Raw genomic sequence first — 19,333 nt, 5'->3', positions numbered from 1 at the left:
TGGGCGCTACCGGTCTTCTGTGTCCTTTGCGGCTGCATGCCGGCGCAACCCGCTCTGATCGGCACACCCATTGAAGGCTACAACCACACTCCGGCGGCCATCATTCATTTCAGCGTCAACCGCAACGGTGGGCCGAACATCGGGCCTTATGGTGGTGGCGGCAAGCAGAACTGTTGTGTCGGGATGCCGACCCGATGGCGACCGGGTCTGAAGGTGCTGGTGGAATGGGAAAAGGATCCGGCGCCTCATGCGTATGGCAGTTGGCCGGAGCGCCGGCACACCGATGAATGGCGGGCGCGGATGAACGCACATCGGGCCGGCTACAGCCGACACAGCGTCTGGGCCGAGGTGGCGCCCTACGAGCGGCTCGGTGTGGTTGACGTGCATTTCCTGCCTTGTGACCAGGTCGCCGTGTCTGCGGTGGCGGTGCTACCAGGCATGCCTGGTTATCCCTTCGATTTTCCCCGCAGGATGGAGGCGCCGTCGCCATGTCCAGTGCGTTGAGAAGCAAGCCTCAGCCCCTGGCCGCCACGCCGTTCTTTACGAAAGAGGGGATGTTGCCGCGAACGCCCAAAGACGTGGCACGCAATCATGTCGAGCAGCAAAGAACCCTGACCGAGGCGGCGAACATTGCCAGAGCGGCTTGCAGGACGGCGAGCGTTCCCTATTGCGGCTCACCTTGCATGGACGTGCTGCATATCACGTTGTGCTTTGACGGCACCAACAACCACGAACCAACGGACAAACGTAACCAGCCGCCGACCACCAGCAACGTGGCGCGCCTGTATCACGCCAGCCTGGGTGGGGGCGCCGGCGCGGGGCAAAGCCGGGCCAATGAGCAAGGTTTCTATGCCTATTACATGCAGGGCGTCGGCACCGAGTTTCCGGAAATCGGTGAGTTTGAACCTGATGCCATGGGGTTGGTGGCGGCTCGTGGTGGAGAAAATCGTATCAATTGGGGCCTGACGCGGCTGATCGATGCTTTGCGTCGACACTGTGGGGAGTCGCACCTGGAACCGGTACAAGCCCTTGCGTGGGTCCGGCAGATGAGTACGTCCCTCGGTGATGCCCTCAACACCGGACAGGAACGTCGACGTGCCGTGCTGGAAGAGCCGTTGATGGCCTTGCGCGGGACCGTCGAGCGCTTGCACGCCAGTCGCTCGATCCCACGGATCGAGGCCCTGCGCCTGTATGTCTATGGCTTCTCCCGTGGCGCCGCCCAGGCCCGGGCGTTTACCCAGTGGTTACGTCAGCTGACCGAAGTCGAGGCGAACGGCGAAACCGGCCATCTGTTTGCCGGCGTGCCCATCAGCATCGGTTTCCTCGGTCTGTTCGACACGGTAGCGTCGGTGGGCATGGCCTACCTGGCGCCCTTTGTCAGCGGGCACATGGGCTGGGCGGACGGTTCGTTGCGGCTGCCCGAGTCGCAGATATTCCTGGAGCGTTGCGTGCACCTGGTCGCAGCCCATGAGCAGCGGGGCAGCTTTCCCCTGGATTCGATCCGTCGAAAAGCCGATCCCGACGACCCCGATTGCCCATCCGCTTATCGCGTAGGCACATTTGAATACCTCTATCCGGGTGTGCATTCGGATGTCGGTGGTGGCTATCCGCCGGAAGACCAGGGCAAGGCGTTGGGTGGCAATCACGAGCTGCTGTCCCAATTGCCCCTGCAGCACATGTTTCATGAGGCCTATCAGGTCGGCGCTCCCTTGCAGGCACCTGCCGATGCCCTCAGTGATGAGCAGAAAGAGCGCTGGCCATGGTTGGTCATGGATGGTGCGACGTATGACGCGTTCGACATCTCCCCGACGCTGACCAGCCGCTTCAATATCTGGCTCGATGCCCAGGACAACGGGCCGCTCGAAGAGGTCATGGCCCGAGAGGCCGGGTTGATGACCGGTTGGCGCATCAACCGCTATGCCAATTTTCTTTTTCGCACCACCTCGGCCTGGGCCCACGTGCAGGGCAAGGACATGAGCGAAGAGGAGCGTTCGGCCTTTGCCGCGTTGCACCTGCGGCAGCGGGAAGAAAATACCGCCCTGCGGGCCGGCAGGGAGCCTCCTGCCGTACCCGGCGAGCATGAAGAACACCTGGCCCTGAAGCGTGCCTATGAACAGCGAACCGGGGCGCCCGAGATCGCGCTCAATACGGCCAAAACGTTCGAGCCAAGCCTGGATCAGCGTCAGCTGCACGGCGCCATGCTGGATTTTCGCCGCGACTACATTCCTGAGTGGAACCTGAATCCCCTCGGCCCGGGCCTGAGCCAGGGTAGCCTCATCAATGCGTCGGTAGGCGGTCTGGTGTACCTGCTCAACGAGCAGGATGAAGCGGAGGAGTACCGCGACCTGCGCCGGGCCGGCAATCGGGAGGTGGTGCGCTGGTTCGGCGAGGACCATGCGCCCCGCAATGAAGAAGCGTGGGAACTGGTGCGGTTGTTCGACGAACATGTCCACGATTCGCGCGCCTGGTTCATGAATGCGGCGCTGAACGAGCGGGAAGTGTTCAGCGACTACTTTCGCTATCGGGCGATTTTTTTCGACGACGAATCCAATAAGCGTCTGTCACTGTTGGCGACGGCCGGACAGGTCGTTGGCGTGGCTGTGGCACTTGCAAGCATTGGCCTGAGTATCAGCCGCCGCGATCCACGGCTGTTGGTGGGCCTGTTGATGCCGGGGCTCGGCATCCCGGTGTTCCGTGGCAAGCTCGGCGTCGTTCCGATGATCGAGGCGTTTGATAGCGTCACCGGTATCGCCTTGCCAATGATCGAGGGGCTCGATGAGGTCCGTGCCTGTACGCGAAAAACCGGCAATGTCCTGAAACTGGCCCAGGCGTTACCGTTATCTGCATCGCTGGACGAACAAGCGGCGCAGAGCCTCGGACGGCAGACGCTGCTCGGCGCGATTCAATCGGCGAGAACACAGGAAAGTGGCCGGTTGGGGGAGCTCAGGCAGACGCTTGATGACGCCACAGGAAACCCTGTCCCTGGTCGGGGGGACAGGGGGTCAGGTGCCTAGTGGCCTGTGTGGCTAATTCGTGCACTCAACTTCGGCGCCAGGACTTGCCAGCCTGCGTTGCCATTCCTCGCCGTAGCGGGGCTACGACTCGTCATGGCGCCTTGTCTGACAAGCCCTGGCACTCGAATTTGAGTACTCGAATTAACCGTACAGGCCACTAGCGCAGGATCACCGGTGCGGTGTCCCGTGGCAGGTTGCTGCGCGGTACCGGCTCACCGGGTTGTTCGTAGCTGGGGCCGCCGAGCTGCTCGCTCAGTTGTCGCGCCACGTCTTCGCCCAGGGCCTTGGACACGTCGCGTACCACGCGGGGGCGGTTGAGGCTGATACGCGCGTCCCGGTGGTTGAGCAATTTGGTGTCCTGGCCTTCACCCATGGCGGTAAACGCCGAGGTGATTTCGAAGGTCCGGGTGTTGATCAGGCTGAAATCGGCCACCAGGGTCAGCCCAAGCACGGCCGAGTAGCTGTCGGTGTTGGCCAGTTCATTGATGTCGCGGGTGAAGTCGATGTCCGATACCGTGCCGAACAGCACGTAGTCGGCGCCCTTGAAGCGTCCGGCCTTGATGCGCTTGATCACATCGTAGACGTCGCCCGTGGAGGACTCGGTGTGAGGCGTGCCCTGCACCAGCTGGAACATCCCGCTGCGCAGGATCTCGCCCTTGATATCACCGGTGAACTTGCGCAGTTCACCTTGCTCGATGTAGCTGCTGGTGGCTTCCATCTCATCGTAGCTCGACGATGCGCTGGCACTGTAGGTGTTCGCCTGGAAATTGCTCTGGGCCGAAACGGTGTGGATGTATTCCTCCACCCGTTGCTGGTACGCCAGGTCGGTAACGGCGACTTTCGGGGCCGCGTGCGCGCCGAACGCGCAGGCCAGGGCCATGATGCCTATCCATGTGCGCATGGCTTAGCGCTCCGTGGTCTTGCGGATTTCTTTTTCGTCCATCCACTCGGCCAGACCACTTTCGACGTCGATCAATTGCAGGCTGAATTTGTAGAAGACGTCCTTGTAGTCGCTGCTGCGCTTGACGATCGAGCTGATGGAGCCCTCGAGGCGGTACTTGGCAGCGATCATGTTGCCGGTCTTGGCCACGGTGCTCTTCTTGTACAGGCCGCTCTGGTTCTGCAGCTTGAGCTGGTCGACCTGGCTGTCCATGTCGTTGTTGTCGCTGGCAAAGCGTGCCGCGCCGGTCTTCATCAGCTGGGTCTTGATGCTGGTGGTGATTTCGCGGGTATCGATGTACTCGCTGGTCTTGTTCTTCACGTCATAGACCTGGACCACCGGGCGGCCGTGCAGGATGCCGGACTGGGCCAGGGAGCGGGTCATGGACTCGGCGATCATCTGCAGGTCGGTGGAGCCGAACTCGTTGGTCACGGTTTCCACGGCCTTGGTGTCGCCGTAGGTGATGTTCTTGTTGCCCAGTACCGGGGAGTTATTGGCGCAGCCGCTGACCAGCAGGGCGGCGAGGGCAAGGGATGAAATGCGTAGGAACATGTGGGTGCTCTCAAAAACTGAATAAGGAATGACGCGTGATGCCAGTCAGTCAACAAACTGTGGGAGCGAGCCTGCTCGCGATAGCGGTGTGTCAGGCGACGGCATTGCTACTGATCTATCGCCATCGCGAGCAGGCTCGCTCCCACAGGGTTTGCCCTTAAGGCGTATTGATTTCCAACCGGAAGTCCACGGCCTTGGGCGTCGGCGCAATGGCCGGCAGGAAGCTGGTCTGTTCGCCGTACAGTGTCAGGCTCTTCCAGGTTTCCTCTTCGGCAATCGGAAAGCCTTCAGGCCCCAGCCAGGCAAAGCGGTAGTACATTGTCTTGTTGTTGTAGCTGGTGTTGCTCAGCTGCACATTGACGGTCATGTAGCCGTTTTCCCGGGCCACGCGCATGGCGCCGACGACGATGTTCTTGGTCTTGCCCATCGCCACGACTTTGCTCGCGGCACTGCCCGGCTCAGGGGGTGGCGGGGTGGCGCAACCGGCCAGCAAGGCCAGGGCGCCGACGGCGATCAGTTTTAAACGCATATGAACAAGACTCCGTTCTTAAGGTTGTTTGAGGCTGGCGACGGCGGTCGGGTTGGCATTCGGCATCACCTGGGCGGCCAGGCCACCGGCGAAGACCTGATTGCCCACGGCCCGCAGGGTGACCACCTGGTAACGTTGGTCGACGACGACCTTGACCACCGAGCCGCCTACCGCGTTTGGCAGGGTGACCTGGTGCTCGCCTTTCTTCAGGCGCAGGCGCACCACTTGGGTGTAGTCCGGCAGGGTGCGCCAGGTCCGGGTGTCGGCGCCTTCGAGCACGGCCGAGGTGAGGCCCACGGCCAGGCCGGCCAGGGGATTGGTGTCGTTGATCTGCTTTTGCGCCACGCCGCGGGTGATGGCGCGCACGGTGGTGCGCAGGATGATGCCGGGCATGTCGTCGCGAAGGGCGCGGCGGGACATGGCGGTGGTGCTGTTGAGCTGGGTCAGGTCCATCTGGCGGCCATCGACACCGATCTGGGTGAAGGTGGCGGTAGAGGTGTCAGGCTTGATTACCGGGAACGACAGCGGCGTGATAACGAGATTGCCGCTGATGGGCAAGGGCAGGGGAATGCGGATCGAGTCACGGGACGGCGCCAGGCCGCTTTGCACCACGATCAGGATGTCGCTGTCATCGTTCTTGGCGGCAGGCTTGTCCAGATCGAGCAGTGCCTGTTCCAGCAAGGGTGTGTTGGGACGCAACTCGGCAGCCTTGCGATAACCCGGAGCGGCCAGGCCTTTTTCTCCCAGGGCTTCATAGACGAAACCGGACAGGTAATGGCTGAACGCGCTCTGGTAGCTGTTTTTCAGACCCACCACTTCCGGGGCGTCGAGGCTGGCCACCGGATAACCTTGGAGGTCCTTGTACTCGGTCTTGACCCCTTGCTGCTCGGCCTCTTCCTCGCGCTTGAGGTATTCCTTGTCCCGCAGGTCGGCAATCACCGCTTCGCGTTCGTGGGTCTTCTTGATCTGGGTCCGGGCACCGTCGAAATCGTTCACGGCCAGCAGGTTCAGGGCCATCTGCGTGGTCAGCATGACCTTTTCGTAGTCGTAGCCCTCGTAGCGCCGGACTTTATCGTTGACCAGGAAACTGCCGAACTGTGCCACGTACTTGGCGGTGTCGAGCTTGACCGAATCTTCCCACTCGCCAACCTGCCGATCAGCGCTGGTCCAGGCCGTCTGGCTGCCGGACAGATCGCCTTTGGCCCGCAACAGCTCACCTTTCTCGAAGTAATACAGCAGGTCCCGATCTTGACTGGTGTTGTTTTTTTCCAGCAGGGTCAACGCCGCGTCGACGTTGCCGGACGCCAGCTGTTGATTGGTCTGGGTCAGTTCGCTGTCGTAGTTGCGGAAAACCGAACAGCCGGACAGCAAGGTGATCGCACCGAGGGCGACCGAAAAAACGGCACGGGAGGCCATGAACATTTCTTCCCTGAGGAACAGCCAGGTATGCGGGTCGGGCTGGGACGATCCACGGATGGCGTCGGGACGCTATCGGTTCCTCCTAATCAGAGGAGCTTTTATGCCGAGTTCTTATAAGAAGGCCGCGGGATTATAAACGTGGCCGTTGGCTATGTAATGGCTTTTCAATTTCAAAATGCGGTTTTTGTGACATCACTTCCAAAGCATGAAAATCCGATGAAAATGCACCATCGCAGCACATTCGCTCTTGAGCCAAAGTCTGTGTAAGTGAACAATGTGTTACTTCTTATTTCCAATTGAGAGTCATTCATGATTGCCCCGCTTCGTTTTCTGGCCTGGCTTGCGCTGCCGTTGCTCGCCCTGTGCAGCAATCCATTGCTGGCCAACACCGTTGAAGGCGCTCCCCAGGCGTTGCACCTGCTGGATTACATCGGGGCGGATTACCCGGCGACTGTCGAAGCGGGCAAGGTTATCGAAGAGTCCGAGTATCGCGAGCAACTGGAATTCACCCAGGTGTTGGAAGGGCTGATCGCTGCGTTGCCGGCCAAGCCGGAAAAGGCTGAGCTGACACAGGGCATCGGTGCCTTGCGCAAGGCGATCACTCAGCATCAGGACGGCGCTGATGTCGCCCGCCTGGCGCGTCAACTGGGGGCGAAGCTGGCAGTGGCCTATGAGGTCAGCCAGGCACCGATCATTACCCCGGACCCGACCCGTGGTGCGCCGCTGTATGCCCAGAACTGCTCGGTGTGCCACGGTGACAGCGGTGCCGGCGACGGCCCTGCCGGTGTCGGCCTGGTGCCGGCACCGTCCAACCTGCGCGATGGTCGGCGTCTCGATCACCTGAGTCTCTATGCGATCTACAACACCCTCGGCATGGGCATCGAAGGGACCGACATGCCGGCCTTCGCCGATCAGCTCGATGAGCGTCAGCGCTGGGACCTGGCCACCTACATCGCCGGCTTCAGTGCCGACCCGGCGGCGGCCAAAAGCGAACAGACCTTTAACCTCGCCGACCTGGCCCGCCAGACCCCGGCTGAAGTGCTGGCGGCCCAAGGCCCCGCAGCGGCTGCCACCTTCCGCGCCCAGCGCGCCCAACCGCCGCAGGTGCAGCGTGGCCCGGCGCAGTTGCTCGACTACACCGCTGCCACCCTGGATAAAAGCATCGCGGCGTATCGTGCCGGTGATCACGACCAGGCCTATGACTTGTCGGTAGCGGCGTACCTGGAAGGCTTCGAGCTGGTGGAAAGCTCGCTGGATAACGTTGATGCCGCTGTGCGCAAGGACACCGAAAAGGCCCTGATGGCTTACCGTCAATCCCTGCAGGACGGCTTGCCGGTCGAGCAGGCCGAGCAGCGTCTGGACGCGGCCAAGACCAAGTTGAAGACGTCGGCGGGGCTGTTGGGCGGGGATAGCCTGAGTTGGTCGCTGAGCTACATCTCGGGTTTGCTGATTCTGTTGCGTGAAGGGCTGGAAGCGATCCTGGTGCTGGCGGCGATCCTGGCGTTCCTGCGCAACACCGGCCAGGAATCGGCGGTGCGCAGTGTCAACGCGGGTTGGGGCCTGGCGTTGCTGGCCGGTCTGGCGACCTGGGGCCTGGCTGCCTATGTGATCGACGTCAGCGGTGCCCAGCGTGAATTGCTTGAAGGCGCAACCGCGTTGTTCGCCAGTGTGATGGTGCTGTGGTTGGGTGTGTGGATGCACGACCGTCGTCACGCGGCGGCCTGGCAGGATTACATCAAGAGCAGTCTGGTCGGCGGCGGTGGCCGTTTCGGCTTCGCCGTCCTGGCGTTCTTCTCGGTCTATCGCGAGCTGTTCGAAGTGATCCTCTTCTACGAAACCCTGTGGCTGCAGGCCGGCCCCGCCGGGCACAACGCCGTGCTGGCCGGTGGCGCGACGGCGCTGGTGCTGCTGGTCGGTCTGGCCTGGGTGATCCTGCGCGGCTCGGCGCGACTGCCACTGGCGCTGTTCTTCAGCATCAACGCTGCGTTGCTGTGCGCGCTGTCGGTGGTATTCGCCGGGCATGGCGTGAAGGCGTTGCAGGAAGCCGGGATCTTCGGCACCCGTCCGGTGGCGTTCTTCGACTTCGACTGGCTGGGTATTCATGCCGATGCTTATTCGCTGAGCGCCCAAGTGATCGCGATCCTGGCGATCGTTGTGTTGTATGGCCGTAGCTGGGTGGCGGAGAAGCGCAGGGTGCAGGTTTCCTGATGCGCGTCTGGATCGACGCGGATGCCTGCCCCAAGGCGGCGAAGGAACTGGTGGTCAAGTTCGCCTTGAAGCGCCAGTTCGAGGTGGTGCTGGTGGCCGGGCAACCGCAGATCAAGCCAGGCCTGGCCTGCGTCAAGCTGATCGTGGTGCCCAGCGGCCCTGATGCGGCGGACGATTACCTGGTGGAGCATGCCGAGCCGGGTGAGCTGGTGATCTGCAGCGACGTGCCCCTGGCCGACCGGTTGGTGAAGAAGGGCGTCGCGGCCCTGGACCCGCGGGGCAAGGAGTTCAGCGCGCAGAACATGGGCGATCGGCTGGCGGTGCGCAACCTGTTCACCGATCTGCGTGAGCAGGGCCAGATGGGCGGCGGCCCTGCGGCCTACAGCGAGCGGGACAAGCAGGGGTTTGCCAATGCGTTGGATCGGATCCTTACGCGCTTGAGCCGGATGTCCTGAGCTTGCCCCGGAGCCTGGCATTGTTCCTTTGTGGGAGCGAGCCTGCTCGCGATGGCGGCGTGTCAGCCATAGATATGCCGACTGAATGGACGCCATCGCGAGCAGGCTCGCTCCCACATTGGGTTGTCAGGCGTCGTTTTCGTGGGTCAGCTCAAGTACCCGGTCCACCAACTTGTTGATCCCTGATGCCGCTTCGCTGATGTTCTGCGCCAGCATGTAGGCCGGGGTGCTGACCAACCGGCGCGCGCGGTCTTCGACGATGTCGGTGACGGCGCAGTCTTCGTGAGTGCCGCCCATCCTGGTCACGGCAGCCGCGGTGTCGACATCCGTGCCGATGGTGCAGGTCACCCCGGGGCCGTAGATTTTCGCCGCCAGGGCCGGGGAAATGCAGATCAGCCCCACCGGCTTGCCGGCCTCGGCGAAGGCCTCGGTCAGCGCCAGGACTTCCGGCTGGAGGGTGCAATTCGCGCCTTCGACGGCAAAGTTGGAGAGGTTCTTCGCCGAACCGAAGCCACCAGGGATGATCAGGGCATCGAAGTCCTCGGCCCTGGCGTCGCGCAAGTCCTTCACGTTACCGCGGGCGATCCGCGCCGATTCCACCAGCACGTTGCGGCTTTCGGGCATTTCTTCGCCGGTCAGGTGATTGATCACATGCAGTTGGGCGATGTTGGGGGCGAAACACTGGACCTGCGCGCCGCGCTGATCGAGGCGCAGCAGGGTGATCACGCTTTCGTGGATCTCGGCGCCGTCGTACACGCCACAGCCGGAAAGGATCACTGCAACTTTTTTGCTCATGGGTTTTTCTCCAGATTCATGGCGTTAAATGTCCACTAATTTGTCACTCGCTGCCATAGGGTTATCCGGCGGCTAAACCTAATCTGCCGCCTATCTCCTGCCCGGGTCGCATGATGAATTTCATTCTGTATGCCGTGCCGTTCTTCTTCGTGCTGATCGCCGTCGAGCTGCTGGCCGATCGCTGGCGTGGCGTGAGTCATTACCGCATGGCAGATGCGATCAACAGCCTGAGCACCGGCGTGTTGTCGACCACGACCGGTCTGCTGACCAAGGGCGTGGGGCTGGTGACCTACGGCCTTGCCCTGGAATACCTGGCCCTTGTCCGATTGCCCGCCGATCAGGCCTGGGTCTGGGTGTTTGCCTTCGTGTTCTATGACTTCTGCTACTACTGGCTGCATCGTATGGGTCATGAGCGCAACATCCTCTGGGCCGCCCACTCGGTGCATCACCAGAGCGAGGACTACAACCTCTCCACCGCGCTGCGCCAGACCAGCACCGGGTTCCTGTTGAGCTGGGTGTTCTACCTGCCGCTGGCCGTGCTGGGGGTGCCGCTGATGGTGTTCGTCAGCGTTGCGGCGCTGAACCTGCTGTATCAGTTCTGGGTCCACACCCAGCACATTCCCAAGCTCGGCTGGCTGGAATGGTGCTTCGTCACGCCGTCCAATCATCGTGCCCACCATGCGCAGAACCCTCTCTACATGGATCGCAACTACGGCGGGGTGTTCATTATTTGGGATCGTCTGTTCGGCACCTTCCAGGAGGAAGACGACAACGAGCCGGTGATTTTTGGCGTGACCACGCCGCTGGCGAGCTGGAACCCGTTGTGGGCCAACCTGCAGTTCTACGTGCAGTTATGGACGGATGCCCGACGGGCCGGACGTTGGTGGGACAAGTTGCGGATCTGGTTCATGCCGACCGGTTGGCGACCGGCGGACGTGGCAGCCAGGTACCCGCTGAACAAACCGGACCTGAGCCGTTTCCGCAAATTCGAGGTGCCGCTGGACGGACGCCAGCAGGGGTATGTGGCGTTGCAGTTCTGCTTCTACATTGCGTTGGGCAGTTATTTGATGAACCTGGAGAACAGCCTGCCTGTCGCCGCCCTGGTGCTGGGTTGGGGAACGGTAGCGTTGGGGCTGTTCGTGTTGGGCGTGGCCCTGGAGAATCGCCCGTGGGCGTTGCGGCTGGAGCTGCTGCGGCTGGCGTCGAACCTGCCGCTGGTGTGGCTGGCGCCGCTGGCCGGGTTGTGGCCGGCCGGCCCCGCGGCCTGGGTCGGCTTGCTCAGCTACAGCTTGCTCAGTGTCATGGGGCTCTATTACTGCCGCAACCGGTTTGTTCGGCTGACGTCGTAGCTTCGTCGGACCTGGTTCGCTCCAACCGCTCGGCTTCGAGGGCCTTTTTCGCCATTCGCGCATTCTTGATGCGACGGCGCAACCACAGGCACAGGCCCAGCAACAGCAACGCGCCGAGTACCCACAATTCATATTTCTTGATGCTGCCCAGCATGCCTTCGAGGACTGCGCCGAAGTGATAAGCGGCGGCGGCCAATGCGGTCGCCCAGATCGCCGCGCCGATGCCGTTGAGCAACAGATAGCGTCCCGGTGGATAGCCTGACAGACCGATCGCCACCGGCATCACCGTACGCAGGCCATAGACGAAGCGGAAACTCAGGACCCAGATGTCCGGGTGCTTGCGGATGTGCTCCAGCGCGCGATCCCCCATCAGTTGCCAGCGAGGCTTGCGCGCCAGCAGCTTGCGCCCGTGCCTGCGTCCCAGGAAATACCACAGCTGGTCACCCGCATAGCTGCCGCAGAACGCCACGACCACCACGAGATTGATGTCCATGTAGCCACGGAACGCCAGGAAACCTGCGAGCACGAGGATGGTTTCGCCTTCGAAGAACGTGCCGATAAAGAGGGCCAGGTAGCCGAAGTCATGTAGAAATTGCTGGAGCATTGTCTGGGTGCTGGCGAAATGAACGCGCAGCCTAACCCTTCAGACACATTCAGGAAAGTGTCGAAATGTGTCTCGACGTGAACATTTCCTACAACGACAATACCTGCGACGACAGGTCACAGGTGCACATAACTGTCATACGTTGGTCATAATGGCCGCTTATAACTGTCACGCTCGCCCGTCAGTGGGCTCAGGAGTCTGCCGTGAGCTTTACCCCCGCCAATCGTCTGTTCCCTGCTACCCGCCTGCGTCGCAATCGCCGTGATGAGTTCTCTCGTCGGCTGGTGCGTGAGAACGTGCTGACCACCGATGACCTGATCCTGCCGGTGTTCGTGCTGGACGGTGAGAACCGGCGCGAAGCGGTGGCATCGATGCCCGGGGTGGAACGCCTGACCATCGACCTGCTGCTCGAAGAAGCCGCCAAGTGGGTGGAGTTGGGTATCCCGGCGCTGGCGCTGTTCCCGGTGACGCCGCCGGGCCTCAAGTCCCTGGACGCTGCCGAAGCCTGGAACCCGGAGGGCATTGCCCAGCGCGCGACCCGTGCCCTGCGCGCACGCTTCCCGGAGCTGGGGGTGATCACCGACGTGGCGCTGGATCCGTTCACCACCCACGGGCAGGATGGCATCCTCGACGAAGAAGGTTACGTGGAGAACGACATCACCGTCGACGCCCTGGTCCGGCAGGCCCTGTCCCACGCCGAGGCCGGTGCCCAGGTGGTGGCGCCGTCGGACATGATGGACGGTCGTATCCAGGCGATCCGCGAGGCCCTCGAAGTGGCCGGGCACGTCAATGTGCGGATCATGGCCTACTCGGCCAAATACGCCAGCGCCTATTACGGCCCGTTCCGCGATGCGGTCGGTTCGGCCCTGAACCTGGGCAAGGCCAACAAGGCCTCTTATCAGATGGACCCGGCCAACAGTCAGGAAGCCTTGCACGAAGTGGCGGCCGACTTGTCAGAAGGGGCAGATATGGTCATGGTCAAGCCGGGCATGCCTTACCTCGACATCCTTTGCCGGGTCAAAGACGAATTCAAAGTGCCGACCTTCGTTTATCAGGTCAGCGGCGAGTACGCCATGCACATGGCGGCGATCCAGAACGGCTGGTTGAGCGAAGGGGTCATCCTCGAGTCCCTGACCGCGTTCAAACGCGCAGGCGCTGATGGGATCCTGACTTACTTTGCCGTGCGTGCGGCCCAATTGTTACGAGAGCAGAAATAGCCTCCCAGGAACTTGCGATGAATACCGAAGGACTCTCTGAAGTTGCTGTAAAAGACGCTCAACCCGTGGTCGAGCAAATCGCAGAAACGCCACCGGAGCTGGAGCCTGCTCCCCCGGTGGTGGCCGCCGAGCCTGCCCCGGCACCGGTGATTGCGATCACCAACCTGGATGACAGCAGCCTGTACATCCATCGCGAGCTGTCGCAACTGCAGTTCAACATCCGCGTGCTGGAGCAGGCGCTGGACGAGTCCTATCCACTGTTGGAGCGGTTGAAGTTCCTGCTGATCTTCTCCAGCAACCTGGATGAATTCTTCGAAATCCGCGTCGCCGGCCTGAAGAAGCAGATCACCTTCGCCCGTGAACAGGCCGGTGCCGATGGCCTGCAACCCCATCAGGCCCTGGCGCGCATCAGCGAGCTGGTCCACGGTCATGTCGACCGCCAGTACGCGATCCTCAACGACATCCTGTTGCCGGAGCTGGAAAAGCATCAGGTCCGCTTCATCCGTCGCCGCTACTGGACCACCAAGCTCAAAACCTGGGTACGCCGCTATTTCCGCGACGAGATCGCACCGATCATCACGCCGATCGGCCTCGACCCGACGCACCCATTCCCGCTGCTGGTCAACAAGAGTCTGAACTTCATAGTCGAGCTGGAAGGCATCGATGCTTTCGGCCGCGATTCCGGCCTGGCGATCATCCCAGCGCCACGCCTGCTGCCGCGGATCATCCGCGTGCCGGAAGACGTCGGCGGCCCGGGCGACAACTATGTGTTCCTGTCGTCGATGATCCACGCCCACGCCGATGACCTGTTCCAGGGCATGAAGGTGAAGGGCTGCTACCAGTTCCGCCTGACGCGCAACGCCGACCTGTCGGTGGACACCGAGGACGTCGAAGACCTGGCCCGCGCCCTGCGCGGCGAGCTGTTCTCCCGTCGCTACGGTGATGCGGTGCGCCTGGAAGTGGCCGACACCTGCCCGAAACACCTGTCCGACTACCTGCTCAAGCAGTTCAACCTGCACGAGACCGAGCTGTATCAGGTCAACGGCCCGGTCAACCTGACCCGGTTGTTCAGCATCACCGGCCTGGACAGTCATCCGGAGCTGCAATATTCGCCGTTCACGCCGCAGATCCCGAAACTGCTCCAGAACAGCGAGAACATTTTCAACGTGATCAGCAAGCAGGACATTCTGCTGCTGCACCCGTTCGAGTCGTTCACGCCGGTGGTCGACCTGCTGCGCCAGGCCGCCAAGGACCCGCACGTCCTGGCGGTGCGCCAGACCCTGTACCGCAGCGGCGCCAACTCGGAGATCGTCGACGCCCTGGTGGATGCGGCGCGAAACGGCAAGGAAGTCACGGCGGTAATCGAATTGCGCGCGCGCTTCGATGAAGAATCCAACCTGCAACTGGCAAGCCGTCTGCAAGCGGCCGGTGCGGTGGTGATCTATGGTGTGGTCGGTTTCAAGACCCACGCCAAGATGATGCTCATCCTGCGGCGCGAGGCCGGCGAGATCGTGCGTTACGCGCACCTGGGCACGGGCAACTACCACGCTGCCAACGCCCGCCTGTACACCGACTACAGCCTGCTGACCTCCGACGATGCCTTGTGCGAAGACGTCGGCAAGCTGTTCAGCCAGTTGATCGGCATGGGCAAGACGCTGCGCATGAAGAAGCTGCTGCATGCGCCGTTCACCCTGAAAAAGGGCATGCTCGACATGATTACCCGGGAAACCCAGTTCGCCCTGGACGGTAAACCGGCGCACATCATTGCCAAGTTCAACTCGCTGACCGATCCGAAGATCATCCGTGCGCTGTACAAGGCCAGCCAGTCCGGCGTGCGCATCGACCTGGTGGTGCGGGGCATGTGCTGCCTGCGGCCAGGTATCCCGGGGGTATCCCATAACATCCACGTGCGTTCGATCATCGGACGCTTCCTGGAGCACACGCGGGTGTTCTACTTCCTCAACGGCGGCGAGGAGCAGATGTTCCTGTCCAGCGCCGACTGGATGGAGCGCAACCTCGACAAGCGCGTCGAGACCTGTTTCCCGGTGGAGGGCAAGAAGCTGATCCTGCGGGTCAAGAAGGAGCTGGAAAGCTACCTCACCGACAACACCCATAGCTGGAGTCTGCAGTCGGATGGCCGTTATATCCGCAACACGCCGACCGGCAACCAGAACCCGCGTAGCGCCCAGGCGACGTTGCTGGATCGTCTGAGCAGCCCGGTGTTGGCGGTGTAGGAGCTGTCGAGCGAAGCGAGGCTGCGATCTTTTCCCTGGCAATTGAGTCGGGAGCGAAAGATCAAAAATCAAAAGATCGCAGGCTTCGCCAGCTCCTACAATCCGACTCAAGTGTCTGGGAAAAGATCGCAGCCTCGCTTCGCTCGACAGCTCCTACAGAGTCGAGCGGGCCACAGCGGGGCTCGCTACCCTGGCTATCAGTGGATATTCAACACAATCCCGACCCGGGTCAGCCATTCCGCTTCCTGGGCGAAATCGGCCTGGGTCAGTTGGTTCTCTTCCAGCCAGTTCTCCGGGAACATCACATCCAATTGATCGCCGTCGGCGCGCAGGGCCACCTGGGGCATTTCCTGGGTGCCGCGGATGTGGTGGAACAGGATCGCGAACCGTAGCAGCACGCACAGGCGAATCAGCTTGATGCCTTCATCACCGAATTCGGCAAACTTATCCTTGGGAATGTTGCGTCGGTGGCCGCGTACCAACAGCGCGAGCATCTGCTGGTCTTCCCGGGAGAAACCCGCCAGGTCCGAGTGCTCGATCAGGTAGGCGCCGTGCTTGTGGTAGTGGTAGTGGGCGATGTCCAGGCCGACTTCATGCACCTTGGCAGCCCAACCCAGCAATTCGCGCCAGACCCCGTCGGTGAGGTCCCAGTCGTCGGCCACCTGGTCGAAGGCATGCAGCGCCTTGCGCTCGACCCGCACGACCTGTTCCTGATCGACGTGATAGCGCTCCATGAGCGAGCCCAGGGTGCGTTCGCGGACGTCTTCGTGGTGATGACGCCCCAGCAGGTCATACAGCACACCTTCGCGCAGGGCGCCTTCGCAGTGGTCCATGCGTTGCAGTTCGAGGGCGTCGAAAATGGCTTCGAGAATCGCCAGGCCCGCCGGGAAAATCGCCCGACGGTCGGGTTTGATGCCTTCGAAATCGATCTTGTCCGATTCGCCGAGCTTGAACACCTTGCGCTTGAGCCAGGCTAGGCCCTCGGCGTTGACCTCGCCATTGCCATGGCCGCCGGCCTTGAGGGCCAGGCCGATGGCGCGGATGGTGCCTGAGGAGCCGATGGCTTCATCCCAGGTCAGGCGGTGCAGGGCGTGCTCGATGCTCATGATTTCCAGCCGCGCCGCGGTGTAGGCCTGGGCGTAGCGGGCCGGGGTGATCTTGCCGTCGCGGAAATAGCGCTGGGTGTAGCTGACGCAACCCATCTGCAGGCTTTCGCGCAACAGCGGCTCGAAGCGCTGGCCGATGATGAATTCGGTACTGCCGCCGCCGATGTCCGCCACCAGCCGCTTGCCGGGGGTGTCGGCCAGGGTGTGGGAGACACCGAGGTAGATCAGGCGGGCTTCTTCACGGCCGGAGATGACTTCCACCGGATGGCCGAGGATCTCTTCGGCGCGGCGGATGAATTCGCCGCGGTTGCGCGCCTCGCGCAAGGCGTTGGTGCCGACGATCCGCACCGCACCCAGGGGCATGCCGTTGATCAGTTGGGCGAAGCGCTTGAGGCAATCGAGCCCACGCTGGATGGACTCCTCGCTCAGTTGGCGTTCTTCATCGATGCCGGCGGCCAGTTGGACCTTTTCGCCGAGTCGCTCAAGAATGCGGATTTCCCCGTTCTGGGCCTTGGCGACAACCATGTGAAAGCTGTTGGAGCCCAGGTCAATGGCGGCAATCAGGGACAGATTCTTGGCTTGGGATGGCGGCATGTCGGAAAGTCTCGGTCGATAACCCTGCCATCCTGCCACGATCAACCGTTTACGCCAACGCGCCTGAACCAAACCCTTGAGTCAGCGCTGGTCCTGTAGGAGCTGTCGAGCGCAGCGAGGCTGCGATTTTTTGATCTTGATCTTTTCGCTCGCGACTCAATTGCCAGGGGAAAGATCGCAGCCTCGCTGCGCTCGACAGCTCCTACAGAGCCGAGCGGGAGCAAGCTCTCGCCACAGGGGCATGTTTGGCAGCCTGGATCAGACGGGCTCGACCATCCCGATAAAGTTCGCCAGCTCCACCGTCTGCGGCTCGGCAAACAGTACCTTCGGATCCCCCACCTCATGCACCTTGCCCTGGTGCATGAACACCAGTTTGTCCCCCACCTCACGGGCGAAGCGCATCTCGTGGGTGACCATGATCAGCGTCATGCCTTCCTTGGCCAGTTGCCGCACCACACCGAGCACTTCATTGACCAGCTCGGGGTCCAGGGCCGAGGTGATTTCATCGCAGAGCAAGACCTTGGGCGACATCGCCAGGGCCCGGGCAATCGCCACCCGTTGCTGCTGGCCGCCGGACAAGCGGTCCGGGAAGGCGTCGAATTTTTCACCAAGCCCGACCCGCTCCAGCATCTCCCGCGCCAGTTCTGTCGCCTTGGCCTTGGATGTTTTTTGTACAACCTGTGGCGCGAGCATCACGTTTTCGCCGACGGTCAGGTGTGGAAACAGGTTGAACTGCTGGAACACCATCCCGACTTTCTGCCGCAGGCTGCGCAGATCGGCGCGAGCAGCGTCGAGGTACTCGCCGTCCACTTCGATCACGCCATCGTTGATCGACTCCAGGCCGTTGAGGGTGCGCAGCAAGGTGGATTTTCCCGAGCCGCTGCGGCCGATGATCGCCACCACCTGGCCTTCCTCGACGGTCAGGTCGATGCCTTTGAGCACGTGATGCTCACCGTAGTATTTATGCAGGGCGGAAATTTTAAGCAGAGGCATGCAGTCTCCTTTCCAGGTAGCGCGCGCTGAGGGACAGGGGGTAGCAGAGGAGGAAATAGCCGAGGGCAACCAGGCCATAGACCATGAAGGGTTCGAACGTGGCGTTGGCGAGCATGCCGCCGGTCTTGGTCAGTTCGGTGAAGCCGATGATCGAGGTGACGGCGGTACCCTTGACCACTTGCACCGAGAAGCCCACGGTCGGCGCCACGGCGATGCGCAGGGCCTGGGGCAGGATCACATAGCGCAACTGCTCCAGGCGGTTCAGCGCCAGGCTCGAGGACGCTTCCCACTGGCCATTGGGGATCGCTTCGACGCAACCGCGCCAGATCTCCGCCAGGTAGGCGCTGGTAAACAGCGTCAGGGCAATGGCCGCCGCCATCCACGGCGAAATCTCCACCCCGGCCAGGGCCACGCCAAAGAACACCAGGAACAGTTGCATCAACAGCGGCGTGCCCTGGAACAACTCGATGTAGGTGCGGGCGACATGGCGGGGCAGGGTGTCCTTGGCGATGCGCATCACCATGACCAGCAAACCGATCACGCCACCACCGATAAACGCCACCAGCGACAGCGCCAGGGTCCATTGCAGGCCCGTGAGCAGGTTGCGCACCACGTCCCAGAAAGTGAAGTCGCTCATCGTTCGCTCCTGGCGCTGCTTTTGTACAGGCAGCGACGGCCCACCCAGTTCAATAACTGGCGGATCAACAGCGCCATGCACAAGTAGATCAGCGTGGTCAGTGCATAGGTTTCAAAGGCGCGGAAGTTGCGCGACTGAATGAAGTTGGCGGCGAAGCTCAATTCTTCGGTGGCAATCTGCGAACAGACCGCCGAACCGAGCATCACGATGATGATCTGGCTGCTCAGGGCCGGCCAGACCTTGCCCAGCGCCGGCAGCAGCACCACGTGGCGAAAGGTTTCGAAACGGCTCATCGCCAGGGCCGCGGCGGCTTCCAGTTGTCCGTGGGGGACCGCCTGGATGCCGGCGCGAATGATTTCGGTGGAGTAGGCGCCGAGGTTGATCACCATCGCCAGTACCGCCGCCTGCCATTCGGAAATCTGCACGCCCAAAGACGGCAGGCCGAAGAAGATGAAAAACAGCTGCACCAGGAACGGCGTGTTGCGGATCAGTTCCACGTACACCCCGAACATCGCCGCGAACGGGCGGATATTCCACGCCCGCACCACGGCGCCGACGATGCCGAGGCCGACCCCGAGCAAGGCGCCGATGGCCGTCAGTTCCAGGGTGAACAGCGCACCGCGCAACAGCAGCTCGGTGTTTTGCATCACCGGCAGAAAATCGAACTGATAAGCCATGCTCAGCCTC

17 protein-coding genes are annotated in these 19,333 nt (G+C 62.0%); 7 read left to right on the top strand and 10 right to left on the bottom strand.

From position 1 onward, the window contains the following. Positions 1 to 36 precede the first annotated feature (36 nt). Together LOY67_RS26995 and LOY67_RS26990 are read left to right on the top strand one after the other, a co-directional pair. Positions 37 to 504: a DUF3304 domain-containing protein gene (locus LOY67_RS26995; protein ID WP_265065180.1), complete on the top strand. Its 468-nt coding sequence runs from the start codon at positions 37 to 39 to the stop codon at positions 502 to 504. Continuing rightward, positions 489 to 3,014: a T6SS phospholipase effector Tle1-like catalytic domain-containing protein gene (locus LOY67_RS26990; protein ID WP_265065179.1), complete on the top strand. Its 2,526-nt coding sequence runs from the start codon at positions 489 to 491 to the stop codon at positions 3,012 to 3,014. Before LOY67_RS26995 ends, LOY67_RS26990 begins: the two co-directional genes overlap by 16 nt. Positions 3,015 to 3,171: 157 nt before the next feature. Here the strand turns inward: LOY67_RS26990 and LOY67_RS26985 are convergent, their stop codons facing one another. From LOY67_RS26985 to LOY67_RS26970, 4 genes are all read right to left on the bottom strand, one after another. After that, positions 3,172 to 3,915 carry a penicillin-binding protein activator LpoB gene (locus LOY67_RS26985; protein WP_265065178.1) on the bottom strand — a complete coding sequence of 248 codons (744 nt, stop codon included), beginning with the start codon at positions 3,913 to 3,915 and terminating at the stop codon, positions 3,172 to 3,174. A gap of 3 nt (positions 3,916 to 3,918) precedes the next feature. Next, complete coding sequence (lpoB, locus tag LOY67_RS26980; protein ID WP_265065177.1) at positions 3,919 to 4,506, bottom strand: penicillin-binding protein activator LpoB; 588 nt, start codon at positions 4,504 to 4,506, stop codon at positions 3,919 to 3,921. Between the two features lie 157 nt (positions 4,507 to 4,663). Next, positions 4,664 to 5,035 carry a YcfL family protein gene (locus tag LOY67_RS26975; RefSeq protein ID WP_003206754.1) on the bottom strand — a complete coding sequence of 124 codons (372 nt, stop codon included), beginning with the start codon at positions 5,033 to 5,035 and terminating at the stop codon, positions 4,664 to 4,666. A gap of 18 nt (positions 5,036 to 5,053) precedes the next feature. Next, complete coding sequence (locus LOY67_RS26970) at positions 5,054 to 6,451, bottom strand: COG3014 family protein (protein ID WP_265065176.1); 1,398 nt, start codon at positions 6,449 to 6,451, stop codon at positions 5,054 to 5,056. A gap of 312 nt (positions 6,452 to 6,763) precedes the next feature. On the opposite strand from LOY67_RS26970, the gene LOY67_RS26965 reads away from it, so the two are divergent. Together LOY67_RS26965 and LOY67_RS26960 are read left to right on the top strand one after the other, a co-directional pair. Next, the gene (locus LOY67_RS26965; RefSeq protein ID WP_265065175.1) at positions 6,764 to 8,662 is read left to right on the top strand and encodes an FTR1 family protein; all 1,899 of its coding nucleotides are present in this window, start codon (positions 6,764 to 6,766) and stop codon (positions 8,660 to 8,662) included. Further along, entirely contained in the window at positions 8,662 to 9,117 is a 456-nt protein-coding gene (locus tag LOY67_RS26960) for a YaiI/YqxD family protein (protein WP_265065174.1), read from the top strand. The genes LOY67_RS26965 and LOY67_RS26960 overlap by 1 nt, the downstream gene beginning before the upstream one ends. 126 nt (positions 9,118 to 9,243) lie before the next feature. On the opposite strand, the gene elbB is transcribed toward LOY67_RS26960, so the two are convergent. Further along, positions 9,244 to 9,912, bottom strand: coding sequence for an isoprenoid biosynthesis glyoxalase ElbB (elbB, locus tag LOY67_RS26955; RefSeq protein WP_265065173.1), 669 nt, complete (start codon positions 9,910 to 9,912; stop codon positions 9,244 to 9,246). 113 nt (positions 9,913 to 10,025) lie between these two features. Between elbB and LOY67_RS26950 the strand changes: the two genes are divergently transcribed. Continuing rightward, positions 10,026 to 11,261: a sterol desaturase family protein gene (locus LOY67_RS26950; RefSeq protein ID WP_265065172.1), complete on the top strand. Its 1,236-nt coding sequence runs from the start codon at positions 10,026 to 10,028 to the stop codon at positions 11,259 to 11,261. Here LOY67_RS26950 and LOY67_RS26945 read toward each other — a convergent pair. Beyond that, entirely contained in the window at positions 11,212 to 11,865 is a 654-nt protein-coding gene (locus LOY67_RS26945; RefSeq protein ID WP_265065171.1) for a DedA family protein, read from the bottom strand. The genes LOY67_RS26950 and LOY67_RS26945 overlap by 50 nt on opposite strands. A gap of 203 nt (positions 11,866 to 12,068) precedes the next feature. Between LOY67_RS26945 and hemB the strand changes: the two genes are divergently transcribed. Together hemB and ppk1 are read left to right on the top strand one after the other, a co-directional pair. Next, complete coding sequence (gene hemB / locus LOY67_RS26940) at positions 12,069 to 13,082, top strand: porphobilinogen synthase (protein ID WP_265065170.1); 1,014 nt, start codon at positions 12,069 to 12,071, stop codon at positions 13,080 to 13,082. Positions 13,083 to 13,099: 17 nt separating this feature from the next. Further along, positions 13,100 to 15,316 (top strand): polyphosphate kinase 1, encoded by a 2,217-nt coding sequence (ppk1, locus tag LOY67_RS26935; RefSeq protein ID WP_265065169.1) that lies wholly within the window; start codon positions 13,100 to 13,102, stop codon positions 15,314 to 15,316. Between the two features lie 197 nt (positions 15,317 to 15,513). Here the strand turns inward: ppk1 and ppx are convergent, their stop codons facing one another. The 4 genes from ppx to LOY67_RS26915 all read right to left on the bottom strand — a co-directional run bounded on the left by ppx (position 15,514) and on the right by LOY67_RS26915 (position 19,323). Then, entirely contained in the window at positions 15,514 to 17,016 is a 1,503-nt protein-coding gene (gene ppx / locus LOY67_RS26930) for an exopolyphosphatase (protein ID WP_265065168.1), read from the bottom strand. 258 nt (positions 17,017 to 17,274) lie between these two features. Further along, on the bottom strand, positions 17,275 to 18,009 hold the full coding sequence (locus LOY67_RS26925) for an amino acid ABC transporter ATP-binding protein (RefSeq protein WP_265065167.1): 735 nt from the start codon (positions 18,007 to 18,009) through the stop codon (positions 17,275 to 17,277). Continuing rightward, the gene (locus LOY67_RS26920; RefSeq protein WP_265065166.1) at positions 17,996 to 18,646 is read right to left on the bottom strand and encodes an amino acid ABC transporter permease; all 651 of its coding nucleotides are present in this window, start codon (positions 18,644 to 18,646) and stop codon (positions 17,996 to 17,998) included. Before LOY67_RS26920 ends, LOY67_RS26925 begins: the two co-directional genes overlap by 14 nt. Continuing rightward, positions 18,643 to 19,323, bottom strand: a complete 681-nt coding sequence (locus LOY67_RS26915) for an amino acid ABC transporter permease (RefSeq protein WP_265065165.1) — start codon at positions 19,321 to 19,323, stop codon at positions 18,643 to 18,645. Before LOY67_RS26915 ends, LOY67_RS26920 begins: the two co-directional genes overlap by 4 nt. Between the last annotated feature and the right edge of the window lie 10 nt (positions 19,324 to 19,333).

Source organism: Pseudomonas sp. B21-056 (genome assembly GCF_026016325.1).
Lineage (GTDB): Bacteria > Pseudomonadota > Gammaproteobacteria > Pseudomonadales > Pseudomonadaceae > Aquipseudomonas.
This window is presented reverse-complemented; position numbering and strand designations above follow the sequence as displayed.

Excerpts from the sequence above, each read along its gene's own strand:
- LOY67_RS26970 (WP_265065176.1), bottom strand. The coding sequence starts at position 6,451 with ATGGCCTCCCGTGCCGTTTTTTCGGTCGCCCTCGGTGCGATCACCTTG.
- LOY67_RS26985 (WP_265065178.1), bottom strand. The coding sequence starts at position 3,915 with ATGCGCACATGGATAGGCATCATGGCCCTGGCCTGCGCGTTCGGCGCG.
- LOY67_RS26950 (WP_265065172.1), top strand. The coding sequence starts at position 10,026 with ATGAATTTCATTCTGTATGCCGTGCCGTTCTTCTTCGTGCTGATCGCC.
- LOY67_RS26960 (WP_265065174.1), top strand. The coding sequence starts at position 8,662 with ATGCGCGTCTGGATCGACGCGGATGCCTGCCCCAAGGCGGCGAAGGAA.
- ppk1 (WP_265065169.1), top strand. The coding sequence starts at position 13,100 with ATGAATACCGAAGGACTCTCTGAAGTTGCTGTAAAAGACGCTCAACCC.
- LOY67_RS26915 (WP_265065165.1), bottom strand. The coding sequence starts at position 19,323 with ATGGCTTATCAGTTCGATTTTCTGCCGGTGATGCAAAACACCGAGCTG.
- LOY67_RS26945 (WP_265065171.1), bottom strand. The coding sequence starts at position 11,865 with ATGCTCCAGCAATTTCTACATGACTTCGGCTACCTGGCCCTCTTTATC.
- LOY67_RS26965 (WP_265065175.1), top strand. The coding sequence starts at position 6,764 with ATGATTGCCCCGCTTCGTTTTCTGGCCTGGCTTGCGCTGCCGTTGCTC.
- LOY67_RS26995 (WP_265065180.1), top strand. The coding sequence starts at position 37 with ATGCCGGCGCAACCCGCTCTGATCGGCACACCCATTGAAGGCTACAAC.
- LOY67_RS26925 (WP_265065167.1), bottom strand. The coding sequence starts at position 18,009 with ATGCCTCTGCTTAAAATTTCCGCCCTGCATAAATACTACGGTGAGCAT.
- elbB (WP_265065173.1), bottom strand. The coding sequence starts at position 9,912 with ATGAGCAAAAAAGTTGCAGTGATCCTTTCCGGCTGTGGCGTGTACGAC.
- lpoB (WP_265065177.1), bottom strand. The coding sequence starts at position 4,506 with ATGTTCCTACGCATTTCATCCCTTGCCCTCGCCGCCCTGCTGGTCAGC.
- LOY67_RS26975 (WP_003206754.1), bottom strand. The coding sequence starts at position 5,035 with ATGCGTTTAAAACTGATCGCCGTCGGCGCCCTGGCCTTGCTGGCCGGT.
- LOY67_RS26990 (WP_265065179.1), top strand. The coding sequence starts at position 489 with ATGTCCAGTGCGTTGAGAAGCAAGCCTCAGCCCCTGGCCGCCACGCCG.
- LOY67_RS26920 (WP_265065166.1), bottom strand. The coding sequence starts at position 18,646 with ATGAGCGACTTCACTTTCTGGGACGTGGTGCGCAACCTGCTCACGGGC.
- ppx (WP_265065168.1), bottom strand. The coding sequence starts at position 17,016 with ATGCCGCCATCCCAAGCCAAGAATCTGTCCCTGATTGCCGCCATTGAC.